The organism is Janthinobacterium sp. PLB04 (assembly GCF_021165895.1).
GTDB classification, from domain to species: Bacteria; Pseudomonadota; Gammaproteobacteria; order Burkholderiales; family Burkholderiaceae_D; genus Janthinobacterium; species Janthinobacterium lividum.
Map to the genome: position 1 here is coordinate 6,065,341 of NZ_CP088968.1, position 21,204 is coordinate 6,086,544.

Annotated in this window: 19 protein-coding genes; 9 read left to right on the top strand and 10 right to left on the bottom strand. The window is 65.0% G+C overall.

What is annotated here, in order from left to right; all coding sequences use genetic code 11:
* The first annotated feature begins 79 nt into the window (after positions 1 to 79).
* Positions 80 to 601, top strand: coding sequence for a MarR family winged helix-turn-helix transcriptional regulator (locus tag LSO07_RS26810; protein WP_151097215.1), 522 nt, complete (start codon positions 80 to 82; stop codon positions 599 to 601).
* A gap of 2 nt (positions 602 to 603) precedes the next feature.
* On the opposite strand, the gene LSO07_RS26815 is transcribed toward LSO07_RS26810, so the two are convergent.
* Positions 604 to 1,197: a hypothetical protein gene (locus tag LSO07_RS26815; RefSeq protein WP_151097218.1), complete on the bottom strand. Its 594-nt coding sequence runs from the start codon at positions 1,195 to 1,197 to the stop codon at positions 604 to 606.
* Between the two features lie 89 nt (positions 1,198 to 1,286).
* On the opposite strand from LSO07_RS26815, the gene thiL reads away from it, so the two are divergent.
* Complete coding sequence (thiL, locus tag LSO07_RS26820; protein ID WP_151097220.1) at positions 1,287 to 2,267, top strand: thiamine-phosphate kinase; 981 nt, start codon at positions 1,287 to 1,289, stop codon at positions 2,265 to 2,267.
* A 19-nt stretch (positions 2,268 to 2,286) separates the two neighbouring features.
* Here the strand turns inward: thiL and LSO07_RS26825 are convergent, their stop codons facing one another.
* Genes LSO07_RS26825 through LSO07_RS26835 form a run of 3 tightly spaced genes read right to left on the bottom strand, consistent with a single transcriptional unit; the run spans position 2,287 to position 7,412 of the window.
* On the bottom strand, positions 2,287 to 4,863 hold the full coding sequence (locus tag LSO07_RS26825) for an EAL domain-containing protein (RefSeq protein WP_151097222.1): 2,577 nt from the start codon (positions 4,861 to 4,863) through the stop codon (positions 2,287 to 2,289).
* A complete protein-coding gene (locus LSO07_RS26830) occupies positions 4,860 to 6,890 on the bottom strand; it encodes an ATP-binding protein (RefSeq protein WP_151097224.1) in 2,031 nt (676 codons plus the stop codon). The genes LSO07_RS26825 and LSO07_RS26830 overlap by 4 nt, the downstream gene beginning before the upstream one ends.
* On the bottom strand, positions 6,891 to 7,412 hold the full coding sequence (locus LSO07_RS26835) for a YfiR family protein (RefSeq protein WP_034780562.1): 522 nt from the start codon (positions 7,410 to 7,412) through the stop codon (positions 6,891 to 6,893). It lies immediately after the preceding gene.
* A gap of 320 nt (positions 7,413 to 7,732) precedes the next feature.
* On the opposite strand from LSO07_RS26835, the gene LSO07_RS26840 reads away from it, so the two are divergent.
* On the top strand, positions 7,733 to 8,215 hold the full coding sequence (locus LSO07_RS26840; protein WP_070281668.1) for a CinA family protein: 483 nt from the start codon (positions 7,733 to 7,735) through the stop codon (positions 8,213 to 8,215).
* Here the strand turns inward: LSO07_RS26840 and LSO07_RS26845 are convergent.
* The gene (locus tag LSO07_RS26845) at positions 8,205 to 9,977 is read right to left on the bottom strand and encodes a GGDEF domain-containing protein (RefSeq protein WP_034780832.1); all 1,773 of its coding nucleotides are present in this window, start codon (positions 9,975 to 9,977) and stop codon (positions 8,205 to 8,207) included. The two genes, LSO07_RS26840 and LSO07_RS26845, sit on opposite strands and share 11 nt — an antisense overlap.
* A 212-nt stretch (positions 9,978 to 10,189) precedes the next feature.
* Here LSO07_RS26845 and LSO07_RS26850 point away from each other — a divergent pair, with 212 nt between their 5' ends.
* The 3 genes from LSO07_RS26850 (at position 10,190) to LSO07_RS26860 (ending at position 14,157) form a co-directional block, all read left to right on the top strand.
* The gene (locus LSO07_RS26850) at positions 10,190 to 10,918 is read left to right on the top strand and encodes a hypothetical protein (RefSeq protein ID WP_034780566.1); all 729 of its coding nucleotides are present in this window, start codon (positions 10,190 to 10,192) and stop codon (positions 10,916 to 10,918) included.
* Positions 10,919 to 11,272 carry a hypothetical protein gene (locus LSO07_RS26855; protein WP_070254636.1) on the top strand — a complete coding sequence of 118 codons (354 nt, stop codon included), beginning with the start codon at positions 10,919 to 10,921 and terminating at the stop codon, positions 11,270 to 11,272.
* Positions 11,273 to 11,337: 65 nt separating this feature from the next.
* On the top strand, positions 11,338 to 14,157 hold the full coding sequence (locus LSO07_RS26860) for a M16 family metallopeptidase (RefSeq protein ID WP_151097226.1): 2,820 nt from the start codon (positions 11,338 to 11,340) through the stop codon (positions 14,155 to 14,157).
* A 2-nt stretch (positions 14,158 to 14,159) separates the two neighbouring features.
* Here the strand turns inward: LSO07_RS26860 and LSO07_RS26865 are convergent, their stop codons facing one another.
* Complete coding sequence (locus tag LSO07_RS26865) at positions 14,160 to 14,561, bottom strand: ribosomal maturation YjgA family protein (RefSeq protein WP_052140015.1); 402 nt, start codon at positions 14,559 to 14,561, stop codon at positions 14,160 to 14,162.
* A gap of 100 nt (positions 14,562 to 14,661) precedes the next feature.
* On the bottom strand, positions 14,662 to 15,567 hold the full coding sequence (locus LSO07_RS26870) for a LysR family transcriptional regulator (RefSeq protein ID WP_151097228.1): 906 nt from the start codon (positions 15,565 to 15,567) through the stop codon (positions 14,662 to 14,664).
* A 99-nt stretch (positions 15,568 to 15,666) separates the two neighbouring features.
* Between LSO07_RS26870 and LSO07_RS26875 the strand changes: the two genes are divergently transcribed.
* Complete coding sequence (locus LSO07_RS26875; RefSeq protein WP_225317429.1) at positions 15,667 to 16,959, top strand: SGNH/GDSL hydrolase family protein; 1,293 nt, start codon at positions 15,667 to 15,669, stop codon at positions 16,957 to 16,959.
* Here LSO07_RS26875 and cysK read toward each other — a convergent pair.
* The gene (gene cysK / locus LSO07_RS26880) at positions 16,920 to 17,852 is read right to left on the bottom strand and encodes a cysteine synthase A (RefSeq protein ID WP_034780574.1); all 933 of its coding nucleotides are present in this window, start codon (positions 17,850 to 17,852) and stop codon (positions 16,920 to 16,922) included. The genes LSO07_RS26875 and cysK overlap by 40 nt on opposite strands.
* Before the next feature lie 84 nt (positions 17,853 to 17,936).
* Positions 17,937 to 18,401, bottom strand: a complete 465-nt coding sequence (locus LSO07_RS26885) for an FKBP-type peptidyl-prolyl cis-trans isomerase (RefSeq protein ID WP_077408663.1) — start codon at positions 18,399 to 18,401, stop codon at positions 17,937 to 17,939.
* Positions 18,402 to 18,496: 95 nt separating this feature from the next.
* Here LSO07_RS26885 and thpR point away from each other — a divergent pair, with 95 nt between their 5' ends.
* Positions 18,497 to 19,015: an RNA 2',3'-cyclic phosphodiesterase gene (thpR, locus tag LSO07_RS26890; protein WP_191909771.1), complete on the top strand. Its 519-nt coding sequence runs from the start codon at positions 18,497 to 18,499 to the stop codon at positions 19,013 to 19,015.
* Here thpR and tcdA read toward each other — a convergent pair.
* Positions 19,012 to 19,872 (bottom strand): tRNA cyclic N6-threonylcarbamoyladenosine(37) synthase TcdA, encoded by an 861-nt coding sequence (gene tcdA, locus LSO07_RS26895; RefSeq protein ID WP_225317430.1) that lies wholly within the window; start codon positions 19,870 to 19,872, stop codon positions 19,012 to 19,014. The genes thpR and tcdA overlap by 4 nt on opposite strands.
* A 112-nt stretch (positions 19,873 to 19,984) precedes the next feature.
* On the opposite strand from tcdA, the gene pdxH reads away from it, so the two are divergent.
* On the top strand, positions 19,985 to 21,193 hold the full coding sequence (pdxH, locus tag LSO07_RS26900; RefSeq protein ID WP_151097232.1) for a pyridoxamine 5'-phosphate oxidase: 1,209 nt from the start codon (positions 19,985 to 19,987) through the stop codon (positions 21,191 to 21,193).
* Positions 21,194 to 21,204: the final 11 nt, after the last annotated feature.

Genomic DNA, 21,204 nt, shown 5'->3' on the forward strand with positions numbered 1-21,204 from the left:
TCGATGAAAAGTATCTTAACATAAAGATAGAAATCTATCTTGAGGTCGAGATAGATGGTCCCAAGATACAAGGATACCCATGACAGATGCCCCGCAAGAACACACGCGCGCACAATTTGCCGCAGCACAATGGCAGCGCGAACTGCCGCAGATGGATACCAGTGCCATGCAACTGGTGGGCCAGCTGGGCACGGTGGCGCAGCTGATGGCGCGCGACTGGCTCAATCCGCTGTTCGCCGAACACGGCTTGCAACCGGGCGAATTCGACGTGCTGGCGACCTTGCGCCGCTCGGGCGCGCCCTACAGCCTGATGCCGACGGCCCTGTACGAAGCGGCCATGCTGTCCTCGGGCGGCATGACCAACCGCATCGACCGGCTGGAAGCGGCCGGCCTGATCGAACGCCAGAAGCATCCGACGGACCGGCGCGGCGTGCTGGTGGCCCTGACACAAAGGGGATTGGAACTGATTGAAAAGCTGGTGCTGCTGCACGTGGAGAACGAGCGCGCCATGCTCTCGGCTTTGAACTCGGACGAGCAGCGCCAGCTCGACCAGTTGCTGGCCAAGCTGCTGCACGGCATGGCGCAGGCGAAGAAAGTTTAAGTTTAGGAAAGCAGACGCGCCAGCTCGCGCAGCGCCGCATTGCCGCGCCGGGCTTTGCGCTGCAATTCTTCCGGCGCACAGTGTCCATACAGGGCCTGGACGTGGCCCTCGCTGGCGGCGCGCAGGTCGAGTTCGCCCGCACCGGGATCGGGCAACGGCCCCTCGACAAGGGTCAGGAAATAATGGCGGGGCGCGCCATGCAGGTTGGTCGCGAACTGCAGCACCAGGCCGCTGTCGAACAGCAGCGCACCGCTGCACGCCCCTGTCTCCAGCAGCAGGCGATACGGCGGCAAGGGCCGCCGCACCGCGCGCAGCACGCTGGCCAGGCGTACTTGATAACCGAGTTCCAATCCATTCGCATGCAAGCGGCCGCCTTGCAGATACACCTTGAACGATGTTTGCACGGCCCGGCTGGCGCGGCGGAACCAGCGCTCATCCTCATACAGGCACAGCTGGCCGCCATCGCACAGCTCGTAAAATCCGCGCGCCAGCAGTTCCGGTGCCGTGAACGTGGCCAGGCCGACGGTCTGCGGCTCGCGCAGCCAGCCATCGTCGAGATAGGATTGCATCAGGGCGTGGATATCGTGGAAGGGCATAGGGGCAAGATCGGCGGTGGCAAAGGCCTGTATTGTAGGCCAGCCTATAATAGCCGGGCCACACCATCATTCAACGAACAGACCACGCCATGGCCCCACACGACGCGCTTTCCGAATTCGACCTGATCAAACAATATTTCGTGCGCCAGCGCCCCGGCCGCGCCACCCTGGGCATCGGCGACGATTGCGCGCTGATTACACCCGGCGCCGGCAAGCAGATCGCCATCTCGTCGGACATGCTGGTCGAGGACCGGCACTTCTTTGCCGGCGCCGACGCCCGCATGCTCGGTCACAAAAGCCTGGCCGTGAACCTGTCCGACCTGGCCGCCATGGGCGCGCGCCCCGTCGCCTTTACCCTGGCCCTGGCCCTGCCGCAAGCCGAGCGCGCCTGGCTGGCCGGCTTTGCCGAAGGCTTGTTTGCGCTGGCAGACGCATTCGGCTGCGAATTGATCGGCGGCGACACCACCAAGGGCCCTTTGAATATCTGCATCACCGTGTTTGGCGAACTGGCGCCGGGCCAGGCCCTGCGCCGCAGCGCGGCCGTGGCGGGCGACGATATCTGGGTCAGCGGCACCCTGGGCGATGCGCGCCTGGCGCTGGCCGGCTACCGCATGGAGCAGGAACTGGCGCCATCCGACCTGCTGACAGCAAGCGCGCGCATGCACACGCCGACGCCGCGCGTGGCGCTCGGTTGCGCGCTGGCCGAAGCGGGCCTCGCGCATGCGGCCATCGACATCTCGGACGGCCTGGTGGGCGACCTCGGCCACATATTGAAAGCGTCGCAGGTGGGCGCCACCCTCGACGTCGACGCCCTGCCGGCCGGCCCCATGCTGGCGCAACAGGCAACCATCGTGCGCCGCCGCTACACGGCCGCCGGCGGCGACGACTATGAACTGTGCTTCACGGCGCCGGCTTCCTCGCGCGACGCCATCGCCGCCCTGGCGGCAAGCTGCGGCACGCCCGTCACGCGCGTAGGCAGCATCGAGGCGCAGGCGGGCTTGCGGCTGGCGGATGCGGCCGGGCAGCCGCTCGATTTGGCGCTGAATTCTTTCGACCACTTCAGCGAATAAAAATAAGGAATCCGCCGAATCAGCGCACCGCCATCCGCGCCAGCCCCGGCTGGTTCACCATCCAGTAGTGCTGGAAGGCCAGGCGGATGTTGTCGCGCAGCTGGGTGTCGTCCCACGGTTTCGTATAGAAACGGTAGATGGCGCCCCGGTTGATCGAGTCGAGCACGGCTTCGAGGCCCGTGTAGCCGGACAGGATGATGCGGATGGTTTCCGGGTACAGCTCTTTTACTTTACTGAGGAATTCCGTGCCGCTCATGCTGGGCATGCGCTGGTCGCAGACGATCACGTGCACCCTGTGCAGGGCCAGCATTTCAAACCCTTCGGCCGGCGTGCTGGCCGTGAGAATCTGGTAGCCTTCGGGACGGAACAAACGGTGCAGGGACGACAGCACGTTGACGTCGTCGTCGACGATGAGCAGGGTTTGCGCGGGCTGCGCGGCCGGATCGTGGCCCGGCGGCAGGCCGGCGCCGGCAACGATCATCTGCCCCAGTTCCAGCGCCGGCAGGGCGCGGCTGAAATAAAACCCCTGGATTTCATCGCAGCGGTTGCGCCGCAGGTATTCCAGCTGCGGGCGCGATTCCACGCCCTCGGCCACCACGCTCAGTTTCAGGCTATGCGCCATGCTGACGATGGCCAGCGCGATGGCCGCGTCGTTCGGATTGCTGGTGATGTTGCGCACGAAGGCGATGTCGATTTTCAGCTTGTCGATAGGGAAGCGCTGCAGATACGCGAGGCTCGAATAACCGGTGCCGAAATCGTCGATGGCCACCTTCACGCCGATTTTCTTCAGCTTGCCCAGCACGACGATGGTGCGCTCGGCGTTCGACATCAGCGCCGTTTCCGTCAGTTCCAGTTCCAGCAATTCCGGCGCCACGCCATGCTGCGCCAGCGCGCGCGTCACTTCGCCTTCCAGGTCGCCTTCGGCAAACTGGCGGCTCGACACATTCACGGCCACGTGCACGGGCCCCACTTCGCTGTCGCGCCACTCGGCGATCTGGCGGCAGGCCGCCTGGATCACCCAGGCGCCGACGCGCACGATCAGGCCCGTGTCTTCCAGCACCGGCACGAATTCGGCCGGCGCCACCAGGCCGTAGCCGGGACGGCGCCAGCGCAGCAGCGCTTCCACGCCGCTGATGCGGCCCGTGCGCAAATCCACCTTGGGCTGGTAGTACAGGATGAACTGCTCGTGTTCGAGCGCATGGCGCAGCGCCAGTTCCAGATCCAGGCGCGCCAGCACCTGCACGTTCATGCCGGCCGTGAAAAAGCGGTAGCCGTCGCGGCCCGCCTGCTTGGCGCCGCCCATGGCCGTATTTGCGTATTTGATGAGGGTTTCCGGGTCGGTGGCGTCGTCCGGGTACATGGCGATGCCGATGCTGGCCGTCAGGGTGGCCGCGTGGCCGCGCAAGTCGAACGGCGCGCGCAAGGCTTCGCGCACCTGGTTCGCCACGGCCACGGCTTCCTGCTGGTTGCGGCTCATGGTGAGTATCAGCGCGAATTCGTCGTTGCCCAGGCGTCCCACGGTGTCGCGCAGGCGCACGCATTCGACCAGGCGATTGCTGAACTGGCGCAGCAGTTCGTCGCCCAGCGCCGCGCCCAGGGTGTCGTTGATGCTTTTAAAACGGTCGAGCGCGATGAACAGCACCACGATGCGCCAGCTTTTTTCCTGCGCCAGTTCGACGGCCTGGGCCAGGGTCTGGTAAAACAGGCTGCGGTTCGGCAGCCCCGTCAAGCCATCGTAATGGGCCAGGTGCTTCAGGCGCTCCTGCGCCTGGCGCCGTTCGCTGATGTCGCGCGCCACGGCGATCAGCAGCAGGCCGCCCGCACCCTGCCCGCCCGCCACGGGCGCCTGCGCATACCAGTGCCAGCCCAGCTCCACCGGCACCAGGCTCAGGTCGCGCCGCACCAGTTCGCATTCCGTCACTTCCGTGGCCAGGTGGGCCGGGCCGCCCGGCAGCGCGGCCAGCGGCGGGGCCGGCGGCGACGGCAGCAAGGTGCCGGGCGCCAGCGCCAGCAGTTCGGTGCGCGCATAGCCGAGCAGGCGGCATGCACCGTCGTTGACGTCGACCAGGGTCATGCCCAGCACGTCGACGAGGAAGATGGCGTCGGTGGTGGCGTCCATGGCGCCGCGAAAGCGCTGCAGTTCCGCCGTGCGCTGGCCCACCGTGCGTTCGAGCAGGGTATTGTAGTGGCGCGCGGCGCGGTGCAGCAGCCGCACTTCGAGCATGTTGCGGATGCGCGTGAGCACTTCGAGCGCGTCAAACGGCTTGCTGATGAAGTCGCGCGCCCCCGCTTCCAGCGCGGCCAGCTTGGCGTCAGGGTCGGCGGCGATCACCAGCACGGGCAAATAACCTTCCAGTTCCAGCGGGCGCAAGGCATCCATCACGTCGTAGCCGCTCATGCCGGGCATCACCAGGTCGAGGATGATCAGGTCGAACTGGTGGCGCTGGTGCAGGCCGGCCACGGCGCGCGCGTCGAGGGTGCTGGTGATGGCCGTGTAGCCGCCGCTTTGCAGCAGATGCTCGAGCAGGCGCAGATTGACTTCCTGGTCGTCGACGATGAGAATTTTCGCCGCATAGATATCGGCCTGGCTGATCATGGCGCGCCCGTTCCCTTCTGCCGGCGCTGCTGCGCCACGTAGGCCAGGGTGCTGTTGATCGCCTCGGTAAATTCATCGAGGTTGATCGGCTTGGTCAGATAGCGGTAAAAGCCCAGCGCCATGCTGCGCTCCACGTCGCCCGGCATGGCGTTGGCCGTCAGGGCGATGACGGGGATGTGCGCCGTGCGCGGATCGGCGCGCAGCAGTTTCAGCGCATCCGTGCCGTTCACGTTCGGCAGGTTGATGTCCATCAGGATCAGCTGCGGCAAATGCGTGCGCGCCATATCCACGCCCAGACGGCCATCCGTTGCCGTCAGCAGCTGCAATTGCGGGCAGTAGCGCACGATTTCCTCGACCAGGGTCAGGTTGGCGGGATTGTCTTCCACGTACAGCAAGGTCACGGGGGCGCTGTGTTCGAGCAGCGCCCCGGCCAGGTCCGGCCGCGGCAAGGCCGGAGGTGCGGGCGCGGGCAAGGCATCGACCACGCGCAGTTCGATCCAGAACGTGCTGCCCTCGCCGGGCGCGCTGGTCACGCCGATGCTGCCATCCATCAGCTCCACCAGGCGCTTGGTGACCACCAGGCCGATGCCGCTGCCTTCTTCCGTGCCGCCTTCCTGTCCCAGCCGGTTGAAGGGCTGGAACAGCAGCGCCACCTGTTCGCCGTCGAGGCCCACGCCCGTGTCGCGCACGCTGATGCGCACCCGGCCGCCCGCCTGCGGCGCGCAATCGATGGCCACCTGCCCCTGCTCGCGGTTGTACTTGAGCGCATTCGACAGCAGGTTCAACAGAATCTGCTTGAGGCGCGTGCGGTCGGCCAGCACGTTCAGGGGGCAGGTGTCGGGAAAGGTCATGCCGATGCCGCGCTGGCTGGCCAGCGGTGCGATCATGTCGCGGCATTCCTGCAAGATGGCGTCCAGGCCCACGGGTTCGAGCGACAGGCTGACCGTGCCCGATTCCACCTTGGCCAGGTCGAGGATTTCATTGATCAAGGTCAGCAGGTGGCGCCCCGATTTCAGGATATGCCCGGCAAATTCCTTCTTTTGCTCCAGGGTCGACGGCAGGCGGTCGGAACTGAGGATTTGCGCGAAGCCCAGGATGGCGTTGAGCGGCGTGCGCAATTCATGGCTCATCGACGACAGGAAGGCCGACTTGGCATAGTTGGCGCTGCGCGCCTCTTCCATCGCCATGGCCAGTTCGCCATTCGTCATTTCCAGCTGCATCGTGCGCTCGTGCACGCGCACTTCCAGTTCCTGGTTCAGGCGCATGACTTCCTGCTGCGCCTCGGTGCGCTGTTCGCCTTCGCTGGCCAGCTCGCCGTTCGAGCGCTCCAGCGCCTGCGTGCGCAATTCGATCTCGGCCAGCATCTTGTTGAAGGAATCGACCAGCTGCGCCACTTCGTCGACGCTGAGCTTGCGCGCGCGGCGCGAGTAGTCGCCCGTCTCGATCACTTCACGTGCCACGTCGGCGATATCGAGGATGGGTTGCGTGATGACGAAATCGAGGCGGCGCAGCAGCAGCAAGGCCACCAGCAGCGCCAGCACCGTCACGCTCAGGGCGATGGCCAGGTAATCGGCCGTGCGGCCGGCCAGCTCGTAATCGGCGCGCAAATACACGGTACCCAGCAGTTCGCCATTGTCGACGATAGGCTTGAACAATTCCACCGAACTGCCCTGGATGCTTTCGCCTTCCTTGCCCGCCTTCGCCGGCAGCTCGCCCACACGCTGGTTCGCGCGGTAGCTGGCAAACAGGCTGCCGTCCGCCTTGTACAGGGCGCCGGCAGTCACGCGCGGGCGGATGCGCATCAGGTTGAGGTTTTCCAGCGCCAGGCGTTCGTCGTCGAAGGCCAGCGCGGCCGAACTCATGTGCCCCAGCAGCTCGGCTTGGGTACTGATGTCGGCCACCAGGTTGCGGTGGTAGGCGCGCAAGTCGTAGACGACGATGGTGCCCAGCGAAATGACGAGCGCCACCAGGGTGGTCAGCAAGACCACCGACATCAACTTGTGGCGGATGGAACGCAGTCGTATCATCTAGGCGCCTCCCGTCTGCACGCGGTAGGCGGCCAGCAGCATGCGCGCGCTGATGCGGATATGCGCCTGCGCCACGGGTTTCAGGGCCACGTCGAAGCGCACCTTGTCTTCGGCCATCACAAAATTGATCATGCTGCCCATCGCGTAGACCTCATCCGAATCGGATACCGTCAGCAACGCCAGGCCACGGCTGGCGGCCAGCATTTCCTGCAGCGCCGTTTTATCCAGCGCCCCCAGGTACAGCACGTGCAGCCCGGCCAGCGCTTCGCCGCGCCGCACTTTTTTCACCTGCACGGCGCGGCCGTTGACGCTATGCCCGGCCACGCTCTGTTCGAGCTGCTCGGCCAGCGCATCGGCGCCCGCCACGCCGATCACCAGCGGAGAGTCGGGCCGGGCAAAGCTGCCGTCGGGCCATTCGACATAGCCGGCAAACTTGTACAGATACCCGGCCTTGACCTGGCGTTCCAGCTCCCCCGGCACCTGCGCCCGCGCCTCGATACACAGCACGCCCAGGAGCAGCAATAGCCACTCCCAGCGGAGAGGGCGGCGGCCAGCACCGCGCGCGGAGCAGCGCAGGGGGCCAGGATGACGCCACCAGGTCCAGTTCAGAATTACCATGACAACCGAGTAAAGATAATGCTATACGAAGGCGCGGCACCATGCCGCTTGCCTGTTCGAGCGATGCGCACCAGGGTGGCGCAGCGACAGAGCGCCTGCCAGCCCGAAGTGGTAGCAAATGTATAAAAGAGTGTACGCATTTTCGCTGGTACCGGGGAAAGTTTCTTTTACCGTTGGCCATGCTACAGTCTTGCCACCATTTTCACCGCATGCAGGAGTCATCCATGAGCAACGAACTCGTCCCCCTCTCCACCGCGGTCGGCCTGGCCTTGCAGGCGAAGGGCCTGCTGCTGGCCACGGCCGAATCGTGCACGGGCGGCGGCGTGGCGCAGGCCGTCACCGATATTTCAGGCTCGAGCGCCTGGTTCGAACGGGGCTTCGTCACCTATTCCAACGGGGCCAAGACCGGCATGCTGGGCGTGCCCGCCGAGCTGATCGCCGCGCACGGCGCCGTCAGCGAGGAAGTGGCCGCCGCCATGGCGCGGGGCACCCTGGCCCACAGCGAGGCCCAGGTGGCCGTCTCGACCACGGGCATCGCCGGCCCCACGGGCGGCGTGCCGGGCAAGCCCGTCGGCACCGTCTGCTTCGGCTGGGCCATGGACGGGCGCGTGCAAACACAGCGGCTGGTATTCGCGGGCGACCGCCAGGCCGTGCGCGAGCAGGCCGTGGCGCACGCCTTGCGCGAACTGCTGCGCTTTATCCAGTAGCGGCGGCGATGCAGGCGCGGTCGCGGCCCGCCTGCTTGGCCGCGTACAGGGCGCTGTCGGCGCGCATCAGCAATTCGTGACGGCCGGCGCCATGGCGCGGATATTCGGCGATGCCGGCCGAAAAGGTGCAGCCGGACAGGCTGTGCGGCGCCTGCCGGATCAGCAGCTGGCGGTAGCGCGCGGCGATATCGTCGATCTTGTGCGCGGCGATGAGGCTGTCTGCTTCACGCAACAGCAGGCAGAATTCCTCGCCGCCATAACGGCACACCATGTCGCTGCCGCGCAGCTGGCTTTCCACCAGACGCGCGAACTGGATCAGCACTTCATCGCCAAAGTTATGCCCGTAGGTATCGTTGACGCGCTTGAAAAAATCCAGGTCGATGATGGCGATGGCCACGGGCGCATCCGCATCGGCCTCGTGCAGGATGGCGTTGAGGCAGGTTTCAAAATGGCGGCGGTTGTACAGGCCCGTCAGGTGGTCGCGCATGGCCTGTTCCTTCAGGCTGTCCTGCAGGGAATTGACATGCAGGATCTGGTGCGCCAGTTCCCGGTTCAGGTGCTCGAGCTTGACGTTTTCCGATTCGCGCGCCGCCTGCAGTTCCAGCGCCTTGTCGCGCTCGGCTTTCAGGCTGTGCATTTCCTTTTCCAGGTTGCGCATCAGGCTGCGCGAGGCGCGCGCCGACTTGCTGCTGGCCTCGTAGGCGGCCTGGTATTGCTGCAGGAAACCATACGCCGCCTGCCATTCGCCCAGCTGGGCATTGATGTCGGACAAGCCGCGCAGGATCTGCTGCTGGTGAAACGGATTGCGCGTCCAGCTCAGCAGGCTGTGCGCCTGCGTCAGGGACGCCAGCGCCTGCGCCGTCTGGCCCGCGTGCAAGTCCAGCTTGCCGCGAACCAGCCACGCATGCATCTGCTCTTCCAGGTCCTGGCCCCGGCGCGCATATTCTTCGGCCCGCAACAGCAATTGCAGCGCGCTGTCGGGCTGGCGCAGCAGGATCGCGGCGTGGGCGGCGATACAGAACAAAAAGGCGCGCACGGCCAGGTCTTCTTCCGGCCACTCGTAAAACGGTTCCACCAGCGCCAGCGCCTCGGCCGGCTTGCCAGTGGCCAGCAGGCACATGGCCAAGTTGGCCGAAACGATGGTTTGCTGGTATTTGAGTTTTTGCGTGCCGATGATCTCGAGCGCCTCGACCAGCAGGGGAATCGCGTCTTCATCGTTGCCCAGGTCATGCTGCGACGACGCCAGGTTCGACAGGCTGTTGACCCGGTGCGCGGGGCTGCCGAAACGCTCGGCGATGTCGAGCGCCAGCAGGAAATTTCGCGGGCCGTCCTGCGTATCGCCACGGTTCAGGGCATCAACGCCCAGGCGCGCGTACAGCATGAACTTGTGCAGGGAGTCGGGTATCTGCGCGGCCTGGCTGCGCGCCTGCAGGAAATGCTGCTCGGCATCGGCAAAATCGCCGCGCCGGCTCGCATACGCGCCCTGCAGGGCGGCCACTTCCATGCCCCCTTCCAGGTCGCCGCTTTGCTGGAAATACGCGCCCAGACGCTCGCACGACGGTTCAGCCTCGCCCGCGTAATACGCCAGCCAGCAATGATTGAGTTCCGCATACGCGCCGCCGCGCGCATACTGTTGTCGTTGCGCCGCCGCCAGCGCCATCTGCGCCAGCCGGCGCGCCTGGCGGCGGTTGCCGACCAGGCAAGCCAGGGCTTGCTGATTCAGACGGTCAATGTCGGCTTTATCGAGACTGGAGATCGGCACTGCGTCCTCGTTCACACTCTGGGGTGCATTTTTCACACAAAACTTGCTCTGTATCAATGGTATCCTGATTAACATCATAACCAGATTCGCTGTTCCGCATGGCATATTTGCAAAGGATTGTGGTAAAAATGCCAGTCGTGGCCTGGCCGGGCGCTTGCGCCGCTGTCACGGATCTTTGATTGTCACTGACGCAACAACTTGGAGTAGTCGCAATGCAAAACACGGTACATTTCATCCTGCAGGGCAAGGGCGGCATCGGCAAGACCCTCGTCTCTACCCTGCTGGCCCAGTGGATAGGCGGCAAGGACGACACGCCTTTGCGCTGTTATGACACCGATCAGGAAAACGCCACGTTCTCGCGCTACAAGGCGATGAACGTCAAGCATGTGCCCGTGATGACGGATGCGCGCAACATCGATCCGAAACGCTTCGATGCGCTGATGATCGACATTCTCGAAACGGACGGCAACTGCGTGATCGACAATGGCGCGAACACGTTTTCGCCGCTGATGGGCTACCTGCTGGAAAACGACTGTTTTTCGCTGCTGGAAGAATCGGGCCGCAAGGTCTATATCCACACCATCGTCGGCGGCGGCGACACCCTGCATGACACGGCCACGGGTTTTGTGGCGACAGCCCAATCGACGAAGGTGCCGCTGGTGCTGTGGCAAAACGAACATTTCGGCCTGCTGCAATCGGCGTCCGGCAAGCAGTTTATCGAATCGCAGTCGTACGCCGACAACCGCGTGCGCGTGAAAGGCAGCATTACATTGAGCCAGCGCAATCCCGACACCTTCGGCGCGGACGTCAAGAAGATGAACACGGCGCGCCTGACGATGCAGGAAGTGCTGCAGAACGACAAGTTCAACATCATGGAAAAGCAGCGCATCAAGGTCGTCTACCGCGACATCTTCGAACAGCTCGACAAGGTGCAGTGGTAGATGGACCAGCACAAACTGCGCAGCCACGTATTCGACAAGACGGGCATCAAGATCGACGTCGATGACCCGATATTCGCCCTGGTGGCGCTGAACGAAGCCGTGCTGGCGGAAACCGTCGAGCGCCAGCTGGCCTTGCTGGACGCCGCCACGCAAGCGCTGGCGGCCCAGGCGCGCGCGGCGGGCGGCTTGCCTGCGCTGCCGCCAGCCGCCCTGGCCGGCCCTGCCGATAATGCGACGGCACCAACCGTCGGCTTCACGCCACGCGAATGGCGCCTGCTGGGCGCGGCGGCCATCGTCTCCATCGCCAGCGCATTGCTGGTGCTGGGCGGCGCGGCCCTGCTGTATAGACTGTAGCACCGTCGCGCTGCGCCAGCCACGAGCGAGCCGCAGCGTCTTCTCCACCTACCCTGGAAGCATGCATGAAACCGATCAAACTGCTGGCCCTCCCCGCCCTGCTGCTGTCGCTGTACGGCGCCCCGCTGACCCTCGCCCACGCCGCCGATGCGGCCGTCACGACGGGGGCGACGTCCGTGCCGCATATTGCCTATGAAAAATACACCTTGCCCAACGGCCTCGATGTCATTCTCGTGGAAGACCATAAATTGCCCGTCACGGCCGTCAATATCTGGTACCACGTGGGTCCCGCGAATGAAGCGCCGGGGCTGACGGGCTTTGCCCACCTGTTCGAACACATGATGTTTGCCGCCACCAAGCACGTGCCGCGCGGCATGGCCGACCAGTTGCTCGAAGGCGCGGGCGCCACCGACTCGAACGGCAGCACGGATTTCGACCGCACCAATTATTTCGACACGGTACCGTCGAACCAGCTGGAACTGGCCCTGTGGACGCATTCCGACCGCATGGGCTACCTGCTTGACGTGCTCGACCAGACGGCGCTGACGAACCAGCAGGACGTGGTGCGCAACGAGCGCCGCCAGAGCGTGGAAAATGCGCCCTACGGCATCGTGCAGGAAGCCCTGTACCACCAGCTGTTTCCCAAGACCCACCCGTATTACGCCAGCGTCATCGGTTCGCACGCGGATATCCAGCACGCGAAACTGGCCGACATCAAGGATTTCTTCACCAAATACTATGGCCCCAACAACGCCAGCCTGGTGATCGCCGGCGACATCGACAAGGCGAAGACCAAGGAACTGGTCAACAAGTATTTTGGCAGCTTCAAGAGCGGCCCGGCCGTGCCGAAACCGAATGTCGTGACGCCGCCCATCACGCAGGAACGCCGCATCGTGGTGCAGGACCGGGTGGAATTGCCGCGCGTCTTCATGGCCTGGCTGACGCCGTCCGCCTACACCAGCGATGACGCGGAACTGTCGATGGCGGCGCACATCCTGGCCGGCGGCAAGTCCAGCCGCCTGTACAAATCCCTCGTGTACGACAAGCAGATCGCCCAGGATGTGGGCGCCAGTCAGGGCTCGAACGCCCTCACCTCCATCTTCACCATTGACGCGACGGCGCGCCCGGACCACAAGCCCGAGGAAATCGAACAAGCCTTGCAGGCGGAGCTGGAGCAATTGCGCGCCAAGGGCCCCACCGAGAAGGAACTGGAGCGGGCGCGCAACAGCATCGAGACCACCATGCTGAGCCAGGTGGAAAAAATGGGCGGACGCGGCGTGGCTAACTTGCTCAACGAATACAACCAGTACCTGGGCGACCCCGGCTACCTGGCCAAGGATATCGAGCGCTACCGCCAGGTGACGGCCGCCGGCGTGCAGCGCGCCGTCGACCAGTACCTGAAAAACCAGTCGCGCGTCGTCGTCTACGGCGTACCGGGCACCCCGGACCTGGGCGCGGAAGTGCCGACGCCGGCGCCTGGCAAGGTCAAGCCTGCGCCAGGCACGGCCATCAATGCGGACGAGCCATGGCGCAATGCCGTGCCGAAGGCCGGTCCCGCACCGAAGATTGTTTTACCGCAAGGAAAATCGTTCACCCTGGCGAACGGTTTGACCGTGATCCACCACTACAACGGGGCCGTGCCGCTCGTTTCCAGCCAGCTGGTCATCAAAAGCGGCTCGGGCGCCAATCCGCTGGCGCAGCCGGGCTTGTCGAGCTTTACGGCGCAATTGCTGCAGGAAGGCACGGCCACGCGCAGCGCGCCGCAGATCGCCGACGATGTGGCGCAGCTGGGCGCCCTGCTGAGCACCGGTTCCAACACGGATGCCTCGTTCGCCCAGCTGACGTCGCTCAAAGCCACGTTCCCGCAAGCGCTCGACGTGCTGGCCGACGTGGTGCTGCATCCGCAATTCCCGCAAGAAGAGGTGGAGCGCCAGCGCGCCAGCCGCATCGGACAGCTGGCGCAGCAGCGCGAAAACGCGGGAGCCGTGGCCGCCCGCGTGGAAGCGGCGGCCCTGTATGGCCCGCAACATCCGTACGGCTACATCCAGCTGGGCACGGAAGCGGCGCTGAAGGCGGCCAGCCGCGCCGACCTGCAAGGTTTCTGGCAGCAGCATTACCTGCCGAACAATGCGGCCCTGATCGTCTCGGGCGATATCGGCGAGGCGGAATTGAAGGCACTGGCCGAAGCGAAGTTCGGCAGCTGGAAGGCCGGCACGGTGGCGCAGTCCGTGGCCGCCGCGCCGCAGACGACGCAGGCAAAATTGATTATGGTCGACAAGCCGGGCGCGCCGCAAACGGCCGTGCGCCTGTCCGCCATCGCCGTGCCGCGCGCCACGCCCGATTACGCGCCGCTGCAAGTGATGAACGCGGCCCTGGGCGGCTTGTTTACCAGCCGCCTGAACACCAACTTGCGCGAAGAAAAGGGGTATACCTATGGCGTGCGCTCGCAATTCCAGTACCGCAATCAGCCTGGGCCATTCTCGATTGCCGCCAGCGTGCGCACCGATGTGACGGGCCCGGCCGTATCGGAAACCGTCAAGGAAATCCGCGCCATGATCGCCAAGCCCTTGAGCAGCAAGGAACTGGCGAATGCGCGCAACTCGCAGGTGCTGTCCTTGCCGGGCCAGTTCGACACGAATGCCAGCATCAGCGCCAGCATGGCGAACGCGTATATCTACGGCCTGGGCCTCGACTATTACACGACCCTGCCGCAGCGCTTTGCCAGCGTGACGGACAAGCAGGTGCAGCAGGTGGCGAAAAAATACCTGCAGCCGGAAAAGCTGATCGTCATCGGCGTGGGCGACAAGGCGAAGATCGCTCCGCAATTGAGCAAGCTCAAACTGGCGCCGGTGGAACTGCGCGACGCGGAGGGTAACGTCAAATAAGGCTAGCGGCGCTTGAACAGCGCCAGCTTGTCGATGATCGCCGCCACGGCCACGCCGGCCGTGTAGGCGATCAAATCACCCCAGCCGAAGGCGGAACCCAGTACCAGGTGCCCCAGCGGATGGGCGCGCAGCGCGACGAGCCACGGCGCCTGGACCAGCTGGCCGAATTCCACGGCAAAGCAGATCAGCAAGGACCACGATGCCAGTTGCCAGGTACGCATGCGCGTGGCGATGATGCCCAGCGCAAAGACAATCATCATGGCCCACAGGGCGTCGCCCGGATACTTGCCGAGCGCGGCGGGGACGAATTGGGGATAGGCGCGCGAGGCCAGGCCCAGCGCGATAACAGCCACGGTTGCGCCCACCTGCAGCAGGCGGCGGCGTTCAGGTTTTACCAGGAACATATTTCCATTCAAAGGCACAATACGGGCCGAACCATTGCGGCCCGTCCGATATTGTACTGCGCTGCCGTGTCCGCCTGTAGCCTAATGCGCCTGGACACGCTCAGCCCAGGTCGACATTCTGCGCCAGGAAATCAAGCAAGACGCGCACGCGCAGCGGCACATGCCCGCCTTGCCCCACGAACACGGCATGCACTTCTTCGCTGTCGCCCGGGTTGCAGTCTTCCAGCAGCGCCAGCAGACGGCCGGCCGCGATATCGGCCCGCACCTGGAAGGCAGCCAGGCGCGCCAGTCCCAAGCCCGCCAGCGCCAGTTGTCGCAAGGCTTCGCCATCGCTCGCTTGCGCATTGCCCGTGACCGGCACGACGATGTCGCCTTCGGGCAAGCGCAGCGGCCAGCCCGAGCGGGCGCGCGGGTAATTGGCATCGAGCAGATTGTGCGATGCCAGCTCGGCGGGCGTCAACGGCGTGCCGCGCCGCGCCAGGTAGGCTGGCGACGCCACGATCGCCATGCGCGTCTGGCCCAGCTTGCGCGCCAACAAGCTGGAACTTTTCAGGGGACCGGCCCGCACGGCCACATCCGTGCGCTGCTCGAGGATATCGACCACTGCATCCGTGAGCTCGATGTCGAGCGTCACCTCCGGAAAGCGTTCCAGAAACAGCGGCGCCAGCGGCAACAAAAAATGCTGGCCGAACGGCACGTTCGCATTCACGCGTATTTTGCCGCGCGGCACATCCTGCACACCGGCGCAGCGCTCGGCCTCGTCCAGGGCCGCCAGCACGTGCCGGCCCCGTTCATACAGGCCGCAGCCCTCGGCCGTCAGTTGCAGCTGGCGCGTGGAGCGGTTCAACAGGCGCGCGCCCAGGCGCTCTTCCAGCCGTGAGACGAGCTTGCTGACGGCCGAGGGCGTCATGCCGCAGGCGCGCGCGGCGGCGGAAAAGCCGCCCAGTTCCACCACGCGCACAAACACTTCCAGCTCGCCGGAGCGGTTCACTTCCAGTCTGGCCATTGTGAATTCAACTCATAAATGTTCTTCGATGAGATAGTCTAGTGCATAAATGGCTTTGCTTTCATCATGCGCACATTCCCCTTGATGAAGCGAGCCGCCATGCAACGATTTTCCCTCCTCCCCGCCGCTCTGCTGAGCCTGGCACTCGACACGAGCCCTGTCCAGGCCGCCAACGCCGATACCACCTGGCTGGCCAGCTGGACGGCCAGCCCGCAAGCCGTGTGGAGCAGCGACTTCCTGTTCCCCAGCAATGTGCCCGCCGTGCTGCACGGGCACACCGTGCGCCAGGTGGCGCGCCTCAGCGTGGGCGGCCCGCGCGTGCGCATCGTGCTGTCGAATGCGTATGGCAAGGTGCCGCTACGCATCGGCGCGGCCACCGTGGCCCTGGCCGCATCCGGCTCAGCCATCAAGCCCGGCAGCCTGCGCACGCTCACGTTTTCCGGCCAACCCTCGGCCAGCGTGGCGCCGGGCGCGCCGATCATCAGCGACCCCGTCGACCTGTCGGTGCCGGACCTGGCCCGGCTGACGGTAAGCATCCATTTGCCGCAAGCCAGTCCCGTCTCCACGTTTCACTGGGATGGACGCGAGACGGCGTGGATCGCCCCGCATGACCAGACGCGGGCCGCGCGCATCGATGATGCACAAGCCGGCGTGCAGACCACCACGGCGCGCCTCTTGCTCAGCGCCATCGAGGTGCAAGCGGCGCCGGGGACGCAAGCCGTGGCCATCCTTGGCGATTCGATTACCGATGGCGCCAGCGCCAGCCTGGGGATGGATGCGCGCTGGCCCGATTTCCTGGCCGAACGCCTGGCGCCGCAGGGCGTGGCCGTGATCAATGCCGGCATTTCCGGTGCGCGGCTGTTGTCCGATGGAATGGGAGTCAATGCCCTGGCGCGCTTCGAGCGCGACGTGCTGGCGCAACCGGGCGTGCGCTCGGTGGTCGTCTTGTTGGGGATCAATGACATCAGCTGGCCCGGCACGGCGTTTGCGCCACGGGTGCAAAGGCCGACCTTGGAGGAGTTGACGGCCGGCTACGTCCAGCTGGTGGCCCAGGCCCGCAGCCGCGGCGTGCGCGTGGTCGGCGCCACCCTGACGCCGTTCGCAGGCGCCCTGCCCGGCACGCCCCTGAGCGACTATTACCAGCCAGAAAAAGATGCGCTGCGCCAGCAACTGAATGCGTGGATACGCAACAGCGGCACGCTCGACGCCATACTCGACTTCGATGCCTGGGCGCGCGATCCCGCGCATCCGCTGCGCCTGCTGCCCGCCTACGACTCGGGCGACCACCTGCACCCGGGCGACGCGGGCAACCGGGCGCTGGCGGAAAGGATAGCCCTGCCGCTGCTATTGAATCAGTCGCCGAGGCCCGCGTACAAAGCCGTGCTCAAGTAACGCTCGCCGAACGACGGGATGATGGTGACGATGGTCTTGCCCGCGTTTTCCGGGCGGCGCGCCACTTGCAGGGCGGCCCACAGGGCGGCGCCCGACGAGATGCCGACCAACAAGCCTTCGTCGCTGGCGGCCAGGCGCGCCGTGGCAAACGCGTCGTCATTCTTGACGCAAATGATTTCGTCGTAGATGGCCGTATTCAAAATCTGCGGCACGAAGCCGGCGCCGATGCCCTGGATCGGATGCGGCCCTTTCGTGCCTTTCGACAGCATCGGCGACGCTTCCGGTTCCACGGCGATCATTTGCAGGCCAGGCTTGCGTTCCTTCAACACTTCGCCGATGCCGGTAATCGTGCCGCCCGTGCCCACGCCAGCGATGACGATGTCCACTTGTCCATCCGTATCGCGCCAGATTTCCTCGGCCGTCGTGGCGCGGTGAATGGCGGGGTTAGCGGGATTGTTGAATTGCTGCAGCATCAGGTAGCGCGGGTCGGCCGCCACCAATTCCTCGGCCTTGCGGATGGCGCCCAGCATGCCTTCGCTGCCGGGCGTGAGCACCAGCTCGGCGCCATAGGCGCGCAGCAGGATGCGCCGCTCGCGGCTCATGGTGTCGGGCATGACGAGGGTGCAGCGGTAGCCGCGCGCGGCGCACACCATGGCCAGCGCGATGCCCGTGTTGCCGCTGGTGGGCTCGACGATGACGGTGTCGGGATGGATCTTGCCTGCGGCCTCGGCCGCGACGATCATGGACAGGCCGATGCGGTCCTTGACGCTGTGCGCGGGATTATAGAATTCGAGTTTGGCCAGGATGGTGGCCACACTGCCGGCGGCGATGCGGTTGATGCGCACCAGGGGGGTGTTGCCGATCAGTTCAGTGACGTCGTTGGCGATGTTCATGGAAGGAGGCTCCGCTATTTCAAGAAACCCCAGTCTACCGCTTTTAGCGACGGCGCGAGCATGCGCCGCCGCCAAACTGAACAATTACTTCACGTCCAGCAATTCCACGTCGAAGATCAGTGCCGAGTTCGGCGGGATGTCGCCGTTGCCCGCGCCGCGCGGCCCATAGGCCAGTTCGCCTGGAATGATCAGGGTGCGCTTGCCGCCCACTTTCATGCCGGCCACGCCTTGGTCCCAGCCCTTGATGACCATGCCCTTGCCGAGCGGGAAGTCAAACGGCCCACGGCCCACGGAGCTGTCGAACTTCTTGCCGCGCGAATCTTTCGCCAGCGGACGGTACAGCCAGCCCGTGTAATGCACGGTGACGTTGTTGCCTGCGGACGCTTCCTTGCCCGTGCCGACCTTGTTGTCGATCAGAATCAATTTATCGGCGACAGGGCCGGGGCTCAGCGAGACGGCGGAGGCGGGAACAGGCGCTGGCGCCTGTGCCTGCGCCAGCGACGCGGCGACGGAGCAGATCAGGGCAAACAAAACGGAGCTACGCGTCATGATGTATTCTTTCAGTGAGTTTCGGTGAGATCCCTGCGCCAGCGAACCGGCAGGGAACGCCAATAATAGCAAACCGCCGCAACGATAGGAAAAACTTGTCGCCCGATACCCATTGCCCCCGCCTGTTTTACGCCCTGTGGCCCGATGCGGCCACGCGCGCGGCGCTGGCCGCCTGGCAGGCGCTGCTGGACGGCAAGCCCGTGCGCCCGGACAAGCTGCACCTGACCCTGGCTTTCCTGGGCCAGCGCCCGGCCAGCGAGCTGCCGGTCCTGCTGGATATCCTGGAACAATTACCGGCGCGCGCCATGCCCTTGCTGTTCGATCACGCCAGCCACTTCCCCAAGCTGGCGCTGGCCTGGGCCGCCCTGGCGCAGCCCTCGCCCGCCCTGCTGGACTTGCGCGCGACCTGCATGCACGGCCTGATGGAACAGGGGCTGGCGCCGCGCTTCGAGCACGACCGCTTTACGCCGCACGTGACACTGGCGCGCCAGGCGCCGCCACCGGCCAGCCAGGACTTCGCGCCCATCGCCTGGCAGGCGGACGAGCTGGTGCTGGTGGAATCGTTCAAAAGCAGCGGCGACTACCGCATCCTGGCCAGCAGGAAATTAACCTAGGCGGCGTCCGGCACTGGCATTGGCGCTGGCACTTCAGCAACTTTGTCCTGGCGCAAGCTTTTCAACGCATGGGCGGCCGCCACCATGCCGAAGCTGGCCGTCACCACCACGCTGGAACCGAAGCCGGCGCAGTTCAGGCCCGTGACGCCGGCGGGCGCGCCATCGATGGCGCACGCTTCCGCGCTCTCGGGCGTGCTCAACGGTTCCATGGAAAACACGGCGTCGACATTGAATTTGTTTTTCACGCCACGGGGGAAACCATATTCGGTGCGCAACAGTTTTCGCACACGCTTGAGCAGCGGTTCCTGTTCCGTTTTCGACAGGTCGCGCACGGCAATCAAGGTCGGGTCCGTCTGCCCGCCCGCGCTGCCGATGGTCAGCATGGGAATGTTGCGTGCGCGGCAATACGCGATCACGGCCGCTTTCGCCTTGGCATTGTCGATGGCGTCGACCAGGTAGTCGAAATTGCGCCCGCCCAGCAACTGGTCCAGATTATCAGGGGTAATAAAATCCTCGACCTGCGTGACCTGGCAAAACGGGTTGATCAGTTCGATGCGTTCGGCCAGGGCCGTGATCTTGGCCTTGCCGATGGTGTCGCTCATGGCCTGGATCTGGCGGTTGATATTCGATTCGGCAACATTGTCCAGGTCGATCAGGGTCAGGCGGCCGACGGCGCTGCGCGCCAGCGCTTCGACGATCCAGGAACCGACGCCGCCCACGCCGATCACACACACATGCGCGGCGCGGAAGCGTGCCAACGCGGGGGCGCCGTACAGGCGGGCAATGCCGCCGAAGCGCCGCTCAAAATCGATCTCGGTCAAGTCCATGGAAATTAGTTCATTGGTGGAGGTATGCATGGCGCCATTTTAACGGACACTGCGCTGGCGGATATTCTAAAATAGCCGAATTGACACAGCGACAAGCTGCATTGTCGCCGCGCCCCCACACCGCCCACCACGAGAACACGCCATGACCTCTCCCCTGTTCGACTCCGTTCCTGGCTTTGACCAGCCCATCGCCGTGCTCAAGCATTGCCACGACAAGATCCGCAAGCAGTTGACGACCTTGCAAAACCTGCTGGGCCACCTGGGACAGAATGGCAACACGCCGGAAGCGCAGCAGGCGGCCAAGGCCGTGTTGCAATACTTTAATAAAGCCGCCCATCTGCACCATGACGATGAAGAGCAGGACTTGATGCCCATGCTGCAGGCGACGGCCACGGGCGAGGACGCCGCCTTGCTGGCCACCCTGGTGCCGGAAATCCTGGCCGACCACCAGCGCATGGACCAGGCCTGGCTGACCCTGCGCCCGGAACTGGACGCCATCGCGGCCGGCACGGACTCGCAGTTGTCGCATGATGGCGTGCGCGACTATGTCGCCGCCTACCAGGCCCACATGGCCAAGGAAGAGGGGCAACTGGCACCCATGGCCAAGCGCCTGTTCAGCGCGCAACAGATGGAACAGCTGGGCACGGCCATGCAGCGTCGCCGCGGCATCGCACCCGATGCGCCAGAAGCCGCCGAAGTGCCGGACGCGGCCGCCGTGCTGGCGGCCATGCGCACCGATTACGTCCAGTCCAGCCTGAGCGAGACGGATGTACTGGCCGATCCCATCGCCCAGTTCCAGAAATGGTTTGCCGAGGCTGTCAACGCGCAGGTGATGGAGCCGAACGCCATGGACTTGTCCACCGTCACGCCTGATGGCAAGCCGAGCTCGCGCATCGTACTGATCAAGCAGTTCGATGAACGGGGCTTTACCTGGTATACGAATTACCACAGCGACAAAGGCCAGCAGCTCGAGCACAATCCAAACGCCGCCCTGCTGTTCTTCTGGCGCGAGCTGGAGCGGCAAGTGCGCATCGAGGGCACGGTGGTGAAGACCACGGCGGCCGAGAGCGACGAGTATTTCAATGTACGTCCCGTGCAAAGCCGGCTGTCGGCGATTGCCTCACAGCAAAGTACACCGATCGCCAGCCGCGCCGAGCTGGAAAGCCATTACGCGGCCGTGGCCGCCGCCATCGGCGACGCGCAGCCGCCGCGTCCGGCCCATTGGGGTGGCTACCGCTTGCAGCCGGAACGCATCGAGTTCTGGCAGGGACGCCGTTCGCGCTTCCACGACCGCATCGTGTTTACGCGCGGTGCTGACGGGCAATGGAGCATGCAGCGCTTGCAACCCTGAGCAGGATAAGC

Coding starts and splice junctions, on each gene's coding strand:
- cysK (WP_034780574.1), bottom strand. CDS start 17,852: ATGAACATCGCCAACGACGTCACTGAACTGATCGGCAACACCCCCCTG.
- LSO07_RS26885 (WP_077408663.1), bottom strand. CDS start 18,401: ATGACGCGTAGCTCCGTTTTGTTTGCCCTGATCTGCTCCGTCGCCGCG.
- LSO07_RS26815 (WP_151097218.1), bottom strand. CDS start 1,197: ATGCCCTTCCACGATATCCACGCCCTGATGCAATCCTATCTCGACGAT.
- pdxH (WP_151097232.1), top strand. CDS start 19,985: ATGACCTCTCCCCTGTTCGACTCCGTTCCTGGCTTTGACCAGCCCATC.
- LSO07_RS26850 (WP_034780566.1), top strand. CDS start 10,190: ATGCAAAACACGGTACATTTCATCCTGCAGGGCAAGGGCGGCATCGGC.
- LSO07_RS26875 (WP_225317429.1), top strand. CDS start 15,667: ATGCAACGATTTTCCCTCCTCCCCGCCGCTCTGCTGAGCCTGGCACTC.
- LSO07_RS26840 (WP_070281668.1), top strand. CDS start 7,733: ATGAGCAACGAACTCGTCCCCCTCTCCACCGCGGTCGGCCTGGCCTTG.
- LSO07_RS26865 (WP_052140015.1), bottom strand. CDS start 14,561: ATGTTCCTGGTAAAACCTGAACGCCGCCGCCTGCTGCAGGTGGGCGCA.
- LSO07_RS26810 (WP_151097215.1), top strand. CDS start 80: ATGACAGATGCCCCGCAAGAACACACGCGCGCACAATTTGCCGCAGCA.
- tcdA (WP_225317430.1), bottom strand. CDS start 19,872: ATGCATACCTCCACCAATGAACTAATTTCCATGGACTTGACCGAGATC.
- LSO07_RS26830 (WP_151097224.1), bottom strand. CDS start 6,890: ATGATACGACTGCGTTCCATCCGCCACAAGTTGATGTCGGTGGTCTTG.
- thiL (WP_151097220.1), top strand. CDS start 1,287: ATGGCCCCACACGACGCGCTTTCCGAATTCGACCTGATCAAACAATAT.
- LSO07_RS26855 (WP_070254636.1), top strand. CDS start 10,919: ATGGACCAGCACAAACTGCGCAGCCACGTATTCGACAAGACGGGCATC.
- LSO07_RS26860 (WP_151097226.1), top strand. CDS start 11,338: ATGAAACCGATCAAACTGCTGGCCCTCCCCGCCCTGCTGCTGTCGCTG.
- LSO07_RS26825 (WP_151097222.1), bottom strand. CDS start 4,863: ATGATCAGCCAGGCCGATATCTATGCGGCGAAAATTCTCATCGTCGAC.
- LSO07_RS26870 (WP_151097228.1), bottom strand. CDS start 15,567: ATGGCCAGACTGGAAGTGAACCGCTCCGGCGAGCTGGAAGTGTTTGTG.